19 protein-coding genes are annotated in these 13,974 nt (G+C 34.2%); 13 read left to right on the forward strand and 6 right to left on the reverse strand.

The window, feature by feature from the left end:
• Window positions 1-21: 21 nt before the first annotated feature.
• Window positions 22-786, forward strand: coding sequence for a sulfite exporter TauE/SafE family protein (locus BCB69_RS05750; RefSeq protein ID WP_069177276.1), 765 nt, complete (start codon window positions 22-24; stop codon window positions 784-786).
• A 32-nt stretch (window positions 787-818) separates the two neighbouring features.
• On the opposite strand, the gene BCB69_RS05755 is transcribed toward BCB69_RS05750, so the two are convergent.
• The 5 genes from BCB69_RS05755 to dnaA all read right to left on the reverse strand — a co-directional run bounded on the left by BCB69_RS05755 (window position 819) and on the right by dnaA (window position 5,908).
• Window positions 819-1,691: a DciA family protein gene (locus tag BCB69_RS05755; protein ID WP_069177277.1), complete on the reverse strand. Its 873-nt coding sequence runs from the start codon at window positions 1,689-1,691 to the stop codon at window positions 819-821.
• Window positions 1,675-2,775 carry a DNA replication/repair protein RecF gene (gene recF / locus BCB69_RS05760; protein ID WP_069177278.1) on the reverse strand — a complete coding sequence of 367 codons (1,101 nt, stop codon included), beginning with the start codon at window positions 2,773-2,775 and terminating at the stop codon, window positions 1,675-1,677. The genes BCB69_RS05755 and recF overlap by 17 nt, the downstream gene beginning before the upstream one ends.
• Window positions 2,776-2,777: 2 nt before the next feature.
• Window positions 2,778-2,990 carry an RNA-binding S4 domain-containing protein gene (locus BCB69_RS05765; RefSeq protein WP_022513784.1) on the reverse strand — a complete coding sequence of 71 codons (213 nt, stop codon included), beginning with the start codon at window positions 2,988-2,990 and terminating at the stop codon, window positions 2,778-2,780.
• Between the two features lies 1 nt (window position 2,991).
• On the reverse strand, window positions 2,992-4,104 hold the full coding sequence (dnaN, locus tag BCB69_RS05770) for a DNA polymerase III subunit beta (RefSeq protein WP_022513783.1): 1,113 nt from the start codon (window positions 4,102-4,104) through the stop codon (window positions 2,992-2,994).
• A gap of 259 nt (window positions 4,105-4,363) precedes the next feature.
• Entirely contained in the window at window positions 4,364-5,908 is a 1,545-nt protein-coding gene (gene dnaA, locus BCB69_RS05775) for a chromosomal replication initiator protein DnaA (RefSeq protein ID WP_069177279.1), read from the reverse strand.
• Window positions 5,909-6,267: 359 nt separating this feature from the next.
• Here dnaA and queC point away from each other — a divergent pair, with 359 nt between their 5' ends.
• The 12 genes from queC (at window position 6,268) to BCB69_RS05830 (ending at window position 13,455) form a co-directional block, all read left to right on the forward strand.
• A complete protein-coding gene (gene queC / locus BCB69_RS05780; RefSeq protein ID WP_069177280.1) occupies window positions 6,268-6,975 on the forward strand; it encodes a 7-cyano-7-deazaguanine synthase QueC in 708 nt (235 codons plus the stop codon).
• Between the two features lies 1 nt (window position 6,976).
• The gene (gene queD, locus BCB69_RS05785) at window positions 6,977-7,306 is read left to right on the forward strand and encodes a 6-carboxytetrahydropterin synthase QueD (RefSeq protein ID WP_069177281.1); all 330 of its coding nucleotides are present in this window, start codon (window positions 6,977-6,979) and stop codon (window positions 7,304-7,306) included.
• Entirely contained in the window at window positions 7,296-7,955 is a 660-nt protein-coding gene (queE, locus tag BCB69_RS05790) for a putative 7-carboxy-7-deazaguanine synthase QueE (RefSeq protein WP_069177282.1), read from the forward strand. Before queD ends, queE begins: the two co-directional genes overlap by 11 nt.
• Window positions 7,956-7,957: 2 nt before the next feature.
• Window positions 7,958-8,521, forward strand: coding sequence for a GTP cyclohydrolase I (folE, locus tag BCB69_RS05795; RefSeq protein WP_216821570.1), 564 nt, complete (start codon window positions 7,958-7,960; stop codon window positions 8,519-8,521).
• A gap of 8 nt (window positions 8,522-8,529) precedes the next feature.
• On the forward strand, window positions 8,530-9,024 hold the full coding sequence (gene queF / locus BCB69_RS05800) for a preQ(1) synthase (RefSeq protein WP_022513777.1): 495 nt from the start codon (window positions 8,530-8,532) through the stop codon (window positions 9,022-9,024).
• 274 nt (window positions 9,025-9,298) lie between these two features.
• Window positions 9,299-10,882, forward strand: coding sequence for a YadA-like family protein (locus BCB69_RS05805; protein ID WP_069177284.1), 1,584 nt, complete (start codon window positions 9,299-9,301; stop codon window positions 10,880-10,882).
• 492 nt (window positions 10,883-11,374) lie between these two features.
• Entirely contained in the window at window positions 11,375-11,932 is a 558-nt protein-coding gene (locus BCB69_RS05810) for an RNA polymerase sigma factor (protein WP_069177285.1), read from the forward strand.
• A 75-nt stretch (window positions 11,933-12,007) separates the two neighbouring features.
• A complete protein-coding gene (locus BCB69_RS05815) occupies window positions 12,008-12,223 on the forward strand; it encodes a DUF2922 domain-containing protein (protein ID WP_022513773.1) in 216 nt (71 codons plus the stop codon).
• 25 nt (window positions 12,224-12,248) lie between these two features.
• Entirely contained in the window at window positions 12,249-12,464 is a 216-nt protein-coding gene (locus tag BCB69_RS05820) for a DUF1659 domain-containing protein (RefSeq protein WP_069177286.1), read from the forward strand.
• 52 nt (window positions 12,465-12,516) lie between these two features.
• Window positions 12,517-12,657 carry a hypothetical protein gene (locus BCB69_RS06410; RefSeq protein WP_022513771.1) on the forward strand — a complete coding sequence of 47 codons (141 nt, stop codon included), beginning with the start codon at window positions 12,517-12,519 and terminating at the stop codon, window positions 12,655-12,657.
• Window positions 12,654-12,920: a hypothetical protein gene (locus BCB69_RS05825; RefSeq protein ID WP_022513770.1), complete on the forward strand. Its 267-nt coding sequence runs from the start codon at window positions 12,654-12,656 to the stop codon at window positions 12,918-12,920. Before BCB69_RS06410 ends, BCB69_RS05825 begins: the two co-directional genes overlap by 4 nt.
• Window positions 12,898-13,455 (forward strand): hypothetical protein, encoded by a 558-nt coding sequence (locus tag BCB69_RS05830; protein WP_069177287.1) that lies wholly within the window; start codon window positions 12,898-12,900, stop codon window positions 13,453-13,455. The genes BCB69_RS05825 and BCB69_RS05830 overlap by 23 nt, the downstream gene beginning before the upstream one ends.
• 28 nt (window positions 13,456-13,483) lie before the next feature.
• Here the strand turns inward: BCB69_RS05830 and BCB69_RS05835 are convergent, their stop codons facing one another.
• Window positions 13,484-13,936, reverse strand: coding sequence for a hypothetical protein (locus BCB69_RS05835; protein WP_069177288.1), 453 nt, complete (start codon window positions 13,934-13,936; stop codon window positions 13,484-13,486).
• Window positions 13,937-13,974: the final 38 nt, after the last annotated feature.

A 13,974-nucleotide genomic window follows, 5' to 3' on the forward strand; every position in this document is an offset into this window, starting at 1 on the left:
TACCATAGAAATGAGGTCTTTATGGATATATCTTTTTATTCCTATCTTATTGTTTGTCCTCTTACTTTTTTAGCCGGATTTATCGATGCAGTTGCCGGTGGCGGCGGACTTATTTCCATACCTGCTTTTATGATGACAGGTATGCCCATGCATGCTGTTATAGGTACCAATAAACTATCTTCTTCCATGGGAACAACTTTAGCTACTTATAAATATGCTAAAAATGGATATATTACATGGAAAATCGCTTTATATTGTACGATTTGTGCTTTTTTAGGCTCTTTCACAGGTTCTCATTTAGCACTTTTATTAGATCAATCTCTATTTAAAATTATTATTCTTTTTATTCTTCCATTAACTGCTTTTTATGTACTAAGAGGGAATTCTTTTTCTTCCGAAGCAGTGCCATATGAAGAAAAAAAGACCATTATTATTTCAATGATTTGTTCCTTACTTATAGGTATTTATGATGGTTTTTACGGCCCGGGTACAGGTACCTTTCTTATTTTATTATTAACCGGATTAGCTCATATGAAACTGACTACTGCTAACGGTGTTTCTAAATTCATTAATTTAACTACCAATTACACTGCACTCGCTGTATTTTTAGCCAATGGGAATGTATATATGATGCTCGGACTCATAGCCGGTGCATTCAATATATTAGGTAATTGGCTCGGAGCCAAAGCTTTTGAAAAGGGTGGTGTTCGTACTGTCAAACCGATTATTATCATTGTACTTACACTTTTCTTTATTAAAACTATTTTTGAAATGATTTCAACATGAACTAAAAAGACCGGTAAATACCGGTCTTTTTTTTACCACTTTTTTTCTCGAAGTTGTGTAAATTTTTCCTGAGCTTCCTGTTCTGTGATTTCTTCCATCGGTTTATGTATGAGAAGAGATAATAATTTTCTTTTATTATTTATAATATCGACTCGATTATAAATTTGTTCTTCACATTGCAATACTACAAATTCATGTGCCTCTGCATATTCACGATAAGAGCAAGGAATAACATGTGATACCATTTCGTATCCATAATGCGTATATTTTTTTAATAAAGAAATAATTTGATTTCTTTTTTTTATAGAAGTTTTTCGTATACAAGCATCACAACATACTTTTTCAGGTTCTATTAAAGTTCCACAACTTACACAAGCACGATATCCCTCTTTTAATTGTCCTTTTCTTTTTTTTAACGTATCTTCCATCATCTGAGAAAAAATAGGAACTAAGGAATCATGTGAAACATGCACAGCAACCCATTCTTCTATCCATTTTTTCTCTTCTTTTGATAATTCGGTACTGCATATTTTCTTTTCCAATAAACGACGTGCATTAATACTATCTACTGTGCTTTTAGGCTTATTTTTAGTTTCTTTAGTTCCTATACGAAAACGTATATCTTTAAAACGTTTTCCAAAAGAATCTTGTTGTATCTTAGCTAAAATTTGTTCTTTCATCATAGTTAATTGATGAATCCATACAGAATTAGTAGCTTGTACATATAAAGTAGAGTCTGTAGCACCGGAAATATAGGATTCTTTCGCAAGAACTTCTCCTACAAAATCTATCCATTTTTGCCTAAAAAGAAAATACTGAAAACCATCGCTTTCCATAAATCTTCTATGCTTTTCGGATAAAATATCTGATGCTTTTTGAAAAAATCCTTTACTTTGATAAGACATCAGAACCTCCTATACCTCTCTTTTCTATAGTATAAGTCACACCATAATCAACAGTAGGCAAAACTGCCGTAGTCATAATTGTTTGCACATGATGTTCTTTTATATATCCCAAAAGAGCTTGTCTTCGTTGCTCATCCAATTCACCTGTCACATCATCTAATAATAAGATAGGATAAGCTCCTGTTTCTTCTTTTATAAATTGTATTTCAGCTAATTTCATAGCTAAAATAGCCGTCCTTTGTTGTCCTTGTGACCCAAAAGAATCTATATTTTTACCATTGAGAAAAAAAATTAAATCATCTCGATGAGGACCTATCGAAGTATGCCCCAATCGGAAATCTTCTTCTCTATTTTGTACCAATTTATGAATATACCAATCTACATCCGTTTCTATTTTTTCTGATGCAAACTGCTTATAAACAATCTGTAATTCTTCTTTATCATTCGTTAAAATCGATTGCATTTGTAAAACCGTTTTATTCATCTTACGAATAGCTTCCAATCGTTTCTTTACTAAATAAGAAGCTCCCAATGCAATTTGCATATCCCACATATCCACATCCGGCATTTTTCCTGTATATTTTGCATTTCTAAAAGCAGCATTACGCTGAGAAACAGCCCGATTATATCGACTGAGTTCTTCATAATAACGGGGATTAATTTGAGATAATTCCATATCTATAAAACGTCTTCTATCTTTAGGAACTCCTTTGATAAGTTTCATCTCATCCGGCGTAAATAAAACACTGCGAAATAAACCAAGCAATTCTTTACGAGATACTTGGTTATCATTTAAAAACAGTTTTTTACCTTTGTTTTTAGATAATTTTACTTTAATTTCATGCTCCATATCTCGCACAATAAAATATAATAAAATTGTACATTCATCAAAAGGAAATCCTATTAATTCCATTTCTTGATGCGTACGAAAAGAACGTCCTATAGAAGCCATATAAATAGCTTCCAGAACGTTGGTCTTTCCGGCACCGTTTACTCCTGTTAAAATCGTTAAATTCTTATCAGGAAATATACTTTTATCTATGAAATTACGAAATTGAATCAATCGACAAGACGTACATTGCATCCTTATTCTCCAACGATTTGATATTCTTCTCCATCAATCATTAACACATCATTTACTCGGATTTTCTTTCTTTTTTCACATACTTTATTTCCATTTAAAAATACTTCATGCATTTCTAAAAAAGCACCGATTTGCCCACCGGAAGCAATAATATCGTATTTTTTTAATAATTGATCGAGCTGAATATATTCGCCTTTCATCGGCCATGTATGCATATTATTTACCTCTCATCGGAGTTACTACATATTTATAATTTTTATCTTCTTCCTGTTCTACCAACATCGGTCCACGATTCATCAAATGTAAAGTAATCGTATCACCCGTAGAATGTTTTAATATATCTTCAATATAAGAACAATTAAAGATAATAGATAAAGGAAGTAAACCGGATAATTTAGCAGGAATTGAAACTTTAGAACCTCCGATATCAGAATCTTCTGCATAAATTTCTACCTGATTATCGTCAAAATTAAAATTAACCGTATTATAACTTACATCTCTTGAAATCGGACTTACCATACGAATAGCATCCGATAATTCTTTTAAATTAAACACAGCTTCCACATCAAAACGGGAAGGAATAACTCTATGATAATCCGGATATTGGCCACTGATTAAATTGGTAATAAAATAAGTATTTCCAAAAGTAAAAGCAGCATGACTCTTTGCCCATGAAACTTCCACTTCCGCATCTTCTTCAACAGGAAGTAATTTGCAAACATCAGATAAAATTCCGGAAGGAACAATCATACGACCTTCTGAGGTAGCCGGCATGGTAAGTGACATATCTTTAGTTGCTAAACGATGAGTATTGGTAGCAGCCATAGCAAATACACTACCTTTAATTTCAAAATAGATACCGTTAAATACCGGATTATTCTTTTCTGCAGCTGCTGCATAAGAAACTAAACGAGTAGTTTCTATAAAATCAGAACAACGTAATTTACATACATTGACTCTATCCATTTCTTCTACTAAAGGAAAATCATCATAAGAACGAGTAGGAAAACGATAATGTGCACTACCTGCTTTAAAATGACATAGAGTATCTCTATGATCGTTTTCCATAATGACTTCATTACCCGGTAATAAACGAATCATTCCCGGCATTTGCGGAGAGGCAATAACTACGTCTCCTTCTTCTTCTACAATAGCATCACAAGTTGTTTTTATACCGATGGTATAATCATTAGCTTGTAAGGTTACTTTATTATCTTTAGCAATAATCAAAATACCGTTATTGGTATTTGATGTAATTTTATTTTGAGCTGCACGTTGAACCATATCCAGTGCATGACTTAGTATGTTTTTATCAAATCTAACTTTCATGGTAGCTCCTCCGTAAATGATTTTTTCTAAAAAATAGTAGTAATAGTAGTAGGTGGCTGTGAATAAGTGAATAAATTAGTGAATAAACGATAAATACTATTTTTTTACTTGTTGAAAATCTTGTGAACAGATTTTTTGTATTTTCACCTAATTCACTGATTTTTATGAAATATATTTAATCACAGTTTATTAACAGCCTTTTTCATAGAGTTATACGCAGAAATTTTAAAAATCTGAAAAATTCAGTATTTATCGTAGGTTATCTACTTTCTAATATCTTCTTAATTTTATCATAATCTTCTTTAATAGCAGGTTTTGTTTTTAAATCTTCATCGACACGCTCGCAAGCATACATTACAGTGGTATGATCTTTACGTTTAAAAAAGTCACGAATATTAGGATAAGATTCATTCAGTTCCTGTCTACAGAAATACATTGCCATTTGTCTTGGTGTTACTATTTTCTTTGGACGACTTTTGGATAACACACTGGACTTAGATATACCGTAATATTGACAAACTACATCCGTAATAAAATCCATATTTAATTCTTTCTTTTTATCGAAAGGAATAATATCACGTAAGAGTTCTTTGGTATTTTCTAATGTGATTTCTTGTTTTGTTAATATAGCATTGCTTACTAACTTATTATACGCTCCGTTAAGTTCACGAACATTGGTATGAATATGCCCTGCAATATAATTAACAACTTCTTCCGGAAGAAGTATATTGTCATTTTCCGCTTTTTTCAGTAAGATAACGGAACACATTTCATAATCCGGAGGTTCAATCGGTGCAATGAGTCCACTGGAGAAACGTGTTTTGATACGATCTTCCAATTTTTCGATGTCTTGAGGTGTACGATCACTGGTTAAAATAATATGTTTTTTATTATCAAACAGGACATTAAAAGTATTAAATACTTCTACTTGTGATGAATTTTTTCCTGAAAATAATTGTACATCGTCCATTAAGAAATAATCGACATGACGATAACGTCTTCTAAATTGCTCCATAGAAGAGGTTTCAATCGATCGAATTAAATGATTTAAAAAAGTTTCACTTGTTACAAAAAGAACATTGAGTGCAGGTGCTTGTTCATGAATATAATTACAAATAGCATGTAATAAGTGCGTTTTTCCAAGTCCGGACGGTCCATAAATAAAAAGAGGATTCGTTCGGCGATCCGTTTTTCCAAGTACCGCTGCTTCGGCAACAGAACGAGCCGCTCTAAATGCTAATTCATTGCTCGGTCCATGTATAAAAGTGTCAAAAGTAAATTGTGGGTCAATTGTCACTTGTTCACTTAAAATTTCACTTTCCGTTGCTTTTGTTTGGTTATCAAATAAATTATCCGAAGATAAAGTGGACTTATTTTTTATTTTGTCATGAATACTGGGTAAAGGTACATGATTGTATTCACCGGAGGTCACAGTTTTCATAAAGTCAGGTACTTTTTCCTGTGATACAAAGTCGGTCGTTTTTTCCGGAAAAGGTGCTGAGGTCGTATTTTCTTTTATAGGAGAGTCTGATTTCTCGATACATTCTTCTTTTTTATCATCAGAAATGACTTGAATCGTTGTAGGTTGTCCTATTAAGGAAGTAATAATAGATTCCAATTTCTTTTGATAAACTGCTTTAAACCATCCTAAAATCCAAGGTTGGTCAGAAGTAGTTAAAATAATAGTAAATATGCCTTGTTCCCAAGTTTTAGGAAAGATACCTTTTGTAATAGGTTCGTAGTATTGAGGGTCTTGCACTTTGATAACTTCTAATGCTTTCGACCATAACGAAAAAATATCCATGTAAATCCCTTTCTTGCTTGTGAATTAGTGAATAAAATTTTGTGTAAATATGTGAAATTTTGTGAAAAAGTGAAATGGTTAAAAATTTTTTTTCGATAAAATCTCAATCTTTTTCTTGTGGATAAGTTGAATAACCTTGTGAATAACTTTATTTTAGCAGATTCAAAAATACTTGTCTTATGACATTTTAGTATAGAAGTGTTTTCAAATTTTAGAGATACTATATATAGTAGGTTTATAAAAAATAATATAAAATTTTGTAAAAAAATTATCATACATGGCGATAATAAATATGCTATAATGAGTCCGTTGTAAAAGTTGTCTATTCTGAGAACCAACTATAAAAAACAGGAGGTTGTATGAAAAAAGCCATTATATTATGCAGTGGCGGAGTTGATTCGACGACATGTCTTTCCGTTGCTGTTCATGAATTGGGAGCAGACAATGTATGTGCTGCTTCTATTTTTTATGGACAAAAACATGAAAAGGAATTGGAATCTGCTCGAAAAATAGCAGCATACTATCATGTAAAACATGTGGAGTTGAATCTTTCTTCTATTTTTAATCATTCAAAATGTGCTTTATTGAGTCATTCTACTAAAGAAATTGAACATACAAGTTATGAAGAGCAGATACAAAAAACAAAAGACGGAAAAGTTTCCACTTATGTTCCTTTTAGAAATGGATTGATGCTCTCAGCAGCTGCCAGTTTAGCTGCCGGTTTGTATGAAGATGATGAGGTTGATATATATATCGGAGCACATGCGGACGATGCAGCAGGCAATGCTTATGCCGACTGTTCAGAAAAATTTCTTTCTTCGATAGCAAATGCTATTTCTTTAGGTACTTATAACAAAGTACATCTTGTTTTTCCTTTTGCAGATAAAAATAAAGCAGAAATTATAAAAACGGGATTGGCATTAGGAACTCCCTATGAATTGACTTGGAGTTGTTATGAAGGGCAAGAAGATCCTTGTGGTACCTGTGGTACTTGTATTGATAGAGAAAGAGCTTTTGCTATGAATGGAATTATAGATCCTCTCGTTAGAAAGGTTAAAGGTAGATAAGATGTATACCATAACTAAAAGAATGGAAATCAGCGGAGCACATATCCTTTCTTTGGAATATGAAAGTAAATGTACAAAATTACATGGTCACAACTGGATTATTACCGTTACCGCACAAAGTGAAACATTAAATCATAACGGAATGGTTGTAGATTTTACACATATTAAAAAAGTGGTTAACCAATTAGACCATGTATGTATCAATGATGTAATTAAAGATAGAAATCCGACAGCAGAAAATATAGCTAAGTGGATTTACGATCAAATTCCGCATTGTGTGCGTGTTTCTGTTGAAGAAACGGAAGGGAATGTAGCTACTTATGAGGCATAAATTTCCTGTCGTAGAAATTTTTGACAGTATTGACGGAGAAGGGAAAAGGACCGGCTATATGGCAATTTTTATAAGATTTGCCGGTTGCAATTTACGCTGTACTTATTGTGATACTTCTTATGCACTTTGTTCATCCGATGCTTCTATTTTTCTTACAAAAGAAGAACTGCTAACAAAAATTGCTTCCTATCCTTGGAAACGCATTACTTTTACCGGTGGAGAACCCTTATTACAACCCTTACAGGAACTTTGTGAAGAATTGGATAGAGCAGGGTATGAAATGAATGTAGAAACAAATGGAGCTGTGCCTCTTCTTTCCCAAAGACCGAAAAATCTATTTTATACAATGGATTATAAATGTAGTGATAGCGGCGTAAAATCTCATATGCGTCTTGAAAACTTTAAAGAACTTACTTCAAAAGATGTTCTTAAGTTTGTAGTCAGCTCTCAGCGAGATTTAGATGATATGCAGATGATTATAAAAAAATATTTTACTACAGAAAAGCCTGCTTTTTATGTGAGTCCTGTATGGGGAAAAATAACCCCTGCAGCATTAGTTGATTATGTTAAAGAAAAAGAACTTAGTGAAGTATGCGTGCAAGTACAACTACATAAAATTATATGGAGTCCTGATAAGAGAGGTGTATAATGGTGGATTTAAAAAAACTGGAAAAAGCAGCGCGTCTTATTTTGGAAGCAGTCGGTGAAAATCCGATGCGAGAAGGACTTTTAGAAACACCTCGTCGTTTTGCAGAAATGATAGAAGAACAACTTGCATATACGAATATATCCAATGAAGAAATTGCTAAAAATTTTGGAAAAACATTTACATCCTCAGAAGAAGGGCTTGTTGTTGTGAAAGACATTCCTATTTTTTCTTATTGTGAACATCACATCGCTCTTATGTACAATATGAAAGTATCTGTAGGATATATTCCTTGTGGACGAGTTATCGGACTTTCTAAAGTCGCACGCATTGCAGATGCAGTATCTAAAAGATTGCAAATTCAAGAACGTATCGGACAGGATATTCGGGAAATTATAGAAGAGGTTACCGACTCTTCTGATGTTATCGTACATATTGAAGGGGAACATTCCTGTATGACTGCACGTGGTATTAAAAAAGTAACCAGTGTCACACGTACTCTTTCTGCCGGAGGAAAATGTAAAGAACCGGCATGGCAATCCTTGTTTTTAAAACTTTGTAAAGAATAGGAGTTTTTATGAGCAACTCAAAAAATGGATTAGAATCTCTTACTTTATTGGGAAATCAAAATACGAGGTATACTTTTTTTTATCAACCCGAAATATTAGAAAAAATACCCAATGCACATTCATATAGAGATTTTTTTGTTAAATTTAATTGCCCTGAATTTACGAGTCTTTGCCCGAAAACAGGACAACCTGATTTTGCTACCCTTTATATTTCCTATATTCCGGATGCCTATATGGTAGAAAGTAAGTCTTTAAAATTATATCTTTTCAGTTATAGAAATCATGGAGATTTTCATGAAAATTGTGTAAATACTATTATGAATGATTTAATTTCCTTACTTGATCCCAGATATATAGAGGTATGGGGAAAATTCCTGCCTCGAGGCGGACTTTCTATTGATCCTTATTGCAATTATGGAAAAGAAGATACTAAATGGGAAGAATTTGCTACCCATAGATTATTGCAGCATGATTTATATCCGGAAATTGTAACTAATCGATAATTTTATGTTTTTTAAAATCTCTTACGAATTATATCGGTTGTTTTTAGTAAGAAATTTTTGTTTAAAATTAGATTATTATTTGTTTTTATTATAAATAATAGGTATAATAAATTGATTACTATATATTTTTTTAAAGGTGATAATTATGAAGAAAAATAAAATATTATGTGCATTGATTATAAGTCAATTGATTACTTATGGAACAGGGAGTATTTTTTATAGTTAGGTAGAATCAAATACCAGTCCATTAGCAAAGGGTGAATATTCATTCTCTATGGGAGAAAGAACGGAAGCGCAAGGAATTCGTGCAGTAGCGACCGGATATGCAACTAAAGCAATGGGAGAAAATTCTTTTACGGCAGGTGAAAACACACAGGCGGAAGGAAGAAACTCTGTTGCAACAGGTTATAAAACTAAGGCGACTGGAACGAATGCAGCAGCTTTTGGTGAAGGATCTGAAGCGACAGGGGTAGTTTATTTTACTGCCGGGCTTAATAATAAAGCAAGCGGTCAATCATCGACTGCTCTGGGTAACTTATCTCAAGCAACAGGAGCAGCTTCTTTTGCCGGCGGATTACGAACAGAAGCATCCGGGGTTGCCTCTACAGCTATGGGTGACTCTACCAAAGCGACTGGAGTTATATTTACAGCTATGGGATGGAAAACGGAAGCCAGCGGACAACAATCTACTGCTATAGGAACATTGTCTAAAGCCAGCGCACATTCATCTTTTGCTGCAGGAAATCAAACCGAAGCAAGTGGGGATGCTTCTACTGCTATGGGTATGGAAACCAAAGCAACTGGAGTTATATCTACAGCTATGGGATGGAAAACGGAAGCCAGCGGACGACAATCTACTGCTATAGGAACATTGTCTAAAGCCAGTGCACATTCATCTTTTGCTGCAGGAAGTGAAACCGAAGCATACTCATTAGCTACCGGGAATAATACGGAATCCGTTGGAGAAAACTCTTTTTCAGGAGGTTTGCGTTCTCAGGCGATAGGAGACAGCTCCTTGGATTTTGGCGTAGACAGTAAGGCAAAAGGTCGTTATGCCGTAGCATTAGGTGAAGGAAGTACAGCAAGTGGAAAAGCGGCAACCGCTTTAGGTGAAAACTCTACTGCTAAAGGAAATAATTCTTTTGCAAGTATGGGCGGATTTGCACAAGGTAACAACTCCTTAGCCTTAGGAAGAGGAGCATTTGCTCAGATAGACGATTCGTATACTATCGGTGCAGGAAGTATAGCAAATCGAGCAGCGGGGATGGCAGGTTATTTATCGAATGGTCGAACCGGTGCAGAATGGAAAGCGACAGGAAATGCAGTATCTATAGGAAGTGTTGATAATGGAGTTACTCGACAAATAACAGGAGCGGCGGCAGGAACGGAAGATACGGATGCGGTAAACGTAGCACAGCTAAAGGAAATGACAAAGCCTGTAGACTGGAGTGGAATGGGAGCACAGGCAGCCGCCTTGGCAGCGTTAAAACCGATGCAGTATGATCCGTTAGAACCGACGCAGATAATGGCAGGTTATGGTAACTATAGAGGAAGCAGTGCATTAGCATTGGGGATAGCACATTATCAGAATGAAAGTAAGATGATTAATGCTGGCGTATCCTATGGAGGTCATAACAAGTTTATGACGAATTTGGGTGTGACCTGGAAGGTAGGATCCGGAAACAAGGAAGAAAAACAGGAAGAAGCATATAGAAAAGGACCGGTAACTTCCGTTTATGTTTTTGAAGAAGTAGTACGTGATTTGAAGGCTGAAAACCATGAGCAGAAAGAGCAGATTGAAAATTTAAATAAAGAAGTAGAGTCTTTGAAAGCTTTGGTTAATCAGCTTATCAAGTAATTTTTGAATCAATAAAAAGAGTAGTGATGAAAACTACTCTTTTTTGTTTTCTAAATATAGTGTTACGATGCACTTAACGTATAAAGGTATTCTGAAAAAAGGAGATTGCTTATGTTATATAGTAGGGAAAAACCATATAATCATTTACCTTTCATATTATCGAAAATAGATGTAGAAATAAAAAGTTCTAAAAAAGGTAAATAAGGTTAATAAAGCGTTAAGTGAATTAAAAGGATGGTCACCACATCAGTGCAATCCTTAAATAAAAAGGGCAGCAGTTAAAAGCTGTTCTTTTTTGTTGTTACTGTTTTTAGAGAGTAGCAGGTCATTGTTTTATGTTAATGGGTGTTGTAAGGTTGCTTTTTATAAAAAGAAAAAGCCTCTCTTTTTGGTAGGCTAGAGATATATTCGTTGTTCCGGAACTCTCACAGACGAATTTCAACATATGTATCCATTCTTGTGAAAATGGATAGGGTAAGAAATGAGTCGATTATGAACAACTTTAACAGACTAAGTGATGAAGAATTAATACTTTCTTATAGAAAAGGGAATCGAGCAGCCAAAGACATACTCTGTCAACGATATATTCCTTTAGTAAAAAAGCTTATAACAGCTCCTTTCGTTTATCGATTTCGAGAAGATTTGGAACAAGCTTTGTGGATAATTTTTTGTGAAAGAATAGAAAGCTACGATGTAAAGAAAGCAAAATTTTCGACCATGATATCTAAAATACTACGATTTGAACGAGCAAATTATTTTCGGAGAGAAAAGAAGCGTTGGATTCATGAAGTAAGCGGAATCATAAAAGAGAAAAGTAGTGAAGAAATTTATGTAAGGCTGGAAAGAGAAGAAATCTCTTGTTTTTTAAAGGAATTTGACAAGCAGCTATCTAGACAAGCATTAGAAGTTTTCAGAAAATTACTTACCGGTTATTTGAGTGAAAGACAATTAGCAGAAAAATTAGGTGTCAGCAGACATAGCATTCGGAAGTGTAAGAAAGAAATTCGGAATACTTTTTATTCTATACAGAAATCTTTGCAACCAAAATAAGAATTTAAGAATGGTAAGTAATAGAGAGAGAACTCTCTGCTCCGGAGCGTATTTCCAGTTTGAAAGGAGAAGTATATGATGGAAGTAAAGAAGTTAAGAATGGTATTCAACACTAATGATCAAGGCACTTTAGCAATCGATGTTCCCAATCCGAGAGAGGAATTAACTTTAGTCGATGTGCAGAATGGTGCTAATCAAATTATTCCTGTTTTGATGACTACGAAAGGTGTAAAAGCGAACGACTTGAAGCGTGCACTTATCATCACAACTAAGGAAGAAGAGCTTAAATAAGTTGATAAAGAGGAGGAACTGACATATGGCAATATCTAAAGTGGTAGAAAAGAATCGATTGATTGTATCTGTAACTAATGAAGAGACCGGAAAGCATAAGCAACTTTCTTTTTCTCGTATTGACCCGAAAGCTAATGATGAAGCATTGCATAGTGCAGGAGAAGCTATCGGGAATTTACAGAAATATCCGGTAGCAGGTATTGAGCTTACTGTAACTGCTGCACTTCGTTCTGACGGATAAATAAGAAAGACCGAGCCTATAAGACTCGGTCTTTTTTGTAAGGAGGTGACTTATGAAAGTACAATGGAAACGTATATGGAAAATAATAGCACCCTATGTTATTGAATGTCTTATTGAAAGCTTATCGTTGCTTAAAAAAGGAGATAAAAAAGAGGAATCTATCCAAGAACAAGAAGGGGTGAGCTTACGATGAGCAGTTTATTACGAGAATTTCTTCCTTTTTTGACCGTTATTGCTGCGTTAGCGGCTATTGTTCGTCAATTCATAGCAATTACAGAAAAAAGTTATGAGTTTCATAAGAAACAATTAGCATGGTTAGCAAAAGAGCTTTCTGATACAAGGGAAGAAATGGTTCATTTACGAAAATCTATTGAAAAGTTACAACAAGAAGTAGCACAGTTATATAAAAAACGAAAGAAGGGAGAAATGATTTATGCACAAGGAAGAACTTGCTAAGTACATTGCAGAGGGGATTATTGTAACCGGTGTAGAAGGGACTTATAATGATGTATCTTGTTCGAGTGCCGGAGATTACCCTTCTTTGGGCATTTCGCAGTGGGAGGGGGAACGAGCGGATACCTTGCTTTTACAATTGGATGATGGAGGTTATTATAGAAACCGATCTTATAGTGATTTAAAAAGCACCGGAGATATAGTCAACTTGAAAAATTTACTTGCTACAGAACAAGGACGGAAAATACAGGAGGAACAATTACAAAAAGATGCATGTAATTATGTAGATATGCTTCTTTTAATTCCCTTAAAAAATACAGCATCTATTGTATATGCAGGACTTTGGTGCCCTACATCGACTTGGGTTGTGCAAGCTTTTCTAACAAATCGAAATAAGAGTTATGATTTAAACGATGTAGAAGTACTTAGTGATGTATTTAAGCGTTTTTATGCGAGAGCTGCAGGTGTATCTGCGTATACGCTGCGAGCTGATGAACAACTTCGCTATGTAAAAAGTAAGAAAGAACTTTATAGATAAGTAAAAAGAAGTGCATACGCACTTCTTTTTACTTATCTTTTGGAGTATGTAGTACGATGGATACGAATAAATCAGCACATTTTTCATCCATATTTTCTAATGTGATATCTGAATATCCTTTTTCTTGCAACTCTTTACATAAAAGCATTCTCGTATCTAGAGGTAAACAATGAATTAAATCAATGAATTTTGATAAATCCAAATGAGACATCATCCAACTAATTTGGGATTCCGTTAATGATTCCGTTTCTGAAAATAATTGACGTAAATAGGTCGGAGAGCGATCACAGATAGGATGTGTAGTATCGTGAAAAGAATAGGGGTGATTGTTGGAGTTTGTAAAATTTTCTGTAATTAACCAAAAGATATATGCCACAAAATCGTCATGCGTTCGACCATTTCCTATATAACGATAATAAAATTTGATACATTGGTGTATCGGGACAGCGTTTCTTTTCTTAATAATACACTTTTTTTCCATAATGCCTCCTTTTTCTCTTTTACAATAGGTTGTATTAA

This window comes from Dialister pneumosintes (assembly GCF_001717505.1).
Taxonomy (GTDB): domain Bacteria; phylum Bacillota; class Negativicutes; order Veillonellales; family Dialisteraceae; genus Allisonella; species Allisonella pneumosinta.

Excerpts from the sequence above, each read along its gene's own strand:
- BCB69_RS05750 (WP_069177276.1), top strand. The coding sequence starts at position 22 with ATGGATATATCTTTTTATTCCTATCTTATTGTTTGTCCTCTTACTTTT.
- BCB69_RS05825 (WP_022513770.1), top strand. The coding sequence starts at position 12,654 with ATGAGCAGTTTATTACGAGAATTTCTTCCTTTTTTGACCGTTATTGCT.
- BCB69_RS05830 (WP_069177287.1), top strand. The coding sequence starts at position 12,898 with ATGCACAAGGAAGAACTTGCTAAGTACATTGCAGAGGGGATTATTGTA.
- BCB69_RS05810 (WP_069177285.1), top strand. The coding sequence starts at position 11,375 with ATGAACAACTTTAACAGACTAAGTGATGAAGAATTAATACTTTCTTAT.
- dnaA (WP_069177279.1), bottom strand. The coding sequence starts at position 5,908 with ATGGATATTTTTTCGTTATGGTCGAAAGCATTAGAAGTTATCAAAGTG.
- BCB69_RS05820 (WP_069177286.1), top strand. The coding sequence starts at position 12,249 with ATGGCAATATCTAAAGTGGTAGAAAAGAATCGATTGATTGTATCTGTA.
- queE (WP_069177282.1), top strand. The coding sequence starts at position 7,296 with ATGAGGCATAAATTTCCTGTCGTAGAAATTTTTGACAGTATTGACGGA.
- recF (WP_069177278.1), bottom strand. The coding sequence starts at position 2,775 with ATGCAATGTACGTCTTGTCGATTGATTCAATTTCGTAATTTCATAGAT.
- BCB69_RS05815 (WP_022513773.1), top strand. The coding sequence starts at position 12,008 with ATGATGGAAGTAAAGAAGTTAAGAATGGTATTCAACACTAATGATCAA.
- BCB69_RS05755 (WP_069177277.1), bottom strand. The coding sequence starts at position 1,691 with ATGTCTTATCAAAGTAAAGGATTTTTTCAAAAAGCATCAGATATTTTA.
- BCB69_RS05835 (WP_069177288.1), bottom strand. The coding sequence starts at position 13,936 with ATGGAAAAAAAGTGTATTATTAAGAAAAGAAACGCTGTCCCGATACAC.
- BCB69_RS05765 (WP_022513784.1), bottom strand. The coding sequence starts at position 2,990 with ATGCATACATGGCCGATGAAAGGCGAATATATTCAGCTCGATCAATTA.
- dnaN (WP_022513783.1), bottom strand. The coding sequence starts at position 4,104 with ATGAAAGTTAGATTTGATAAAAACATACTAAGTCATGCACTGGATATG.
- queF (WP_022513777.1), top strand. The coding sequence starts at position 8,530 with ATGAGCAACTCAAAAAATGGATTAGAATCTCTTACTTTATTGGGAAAT.
- BCB69_RS06410 (WP_022513771.1), top strand. The coding sequence starts at position 12,517 with ATGAAAGTACAATGGAAACGTATATGGAAAATAATAGCACCCTATGTT.
- queD (WP_069177281.1), top strand. The coding sequence starts at position 6,977 with ATGTATACCATAACTAAAAGAATGGAAATCAGCGGAGCACATATCCTT.
- queC (WP_069177280.1), top strand. The coding sequence starts at position 6,268 with ATGAAAAAAGCCATTATATTATGCAGTGGCGGAGTTGATTCGACGACA.
- BCB69_RS05805 (WP_069177284.1), top strand. The coding sequence starts at position 9,299 with ATGGGAGAAAGAACGGAAGCGCAAGGAATTCGTGCAGTAGCGACCGGA.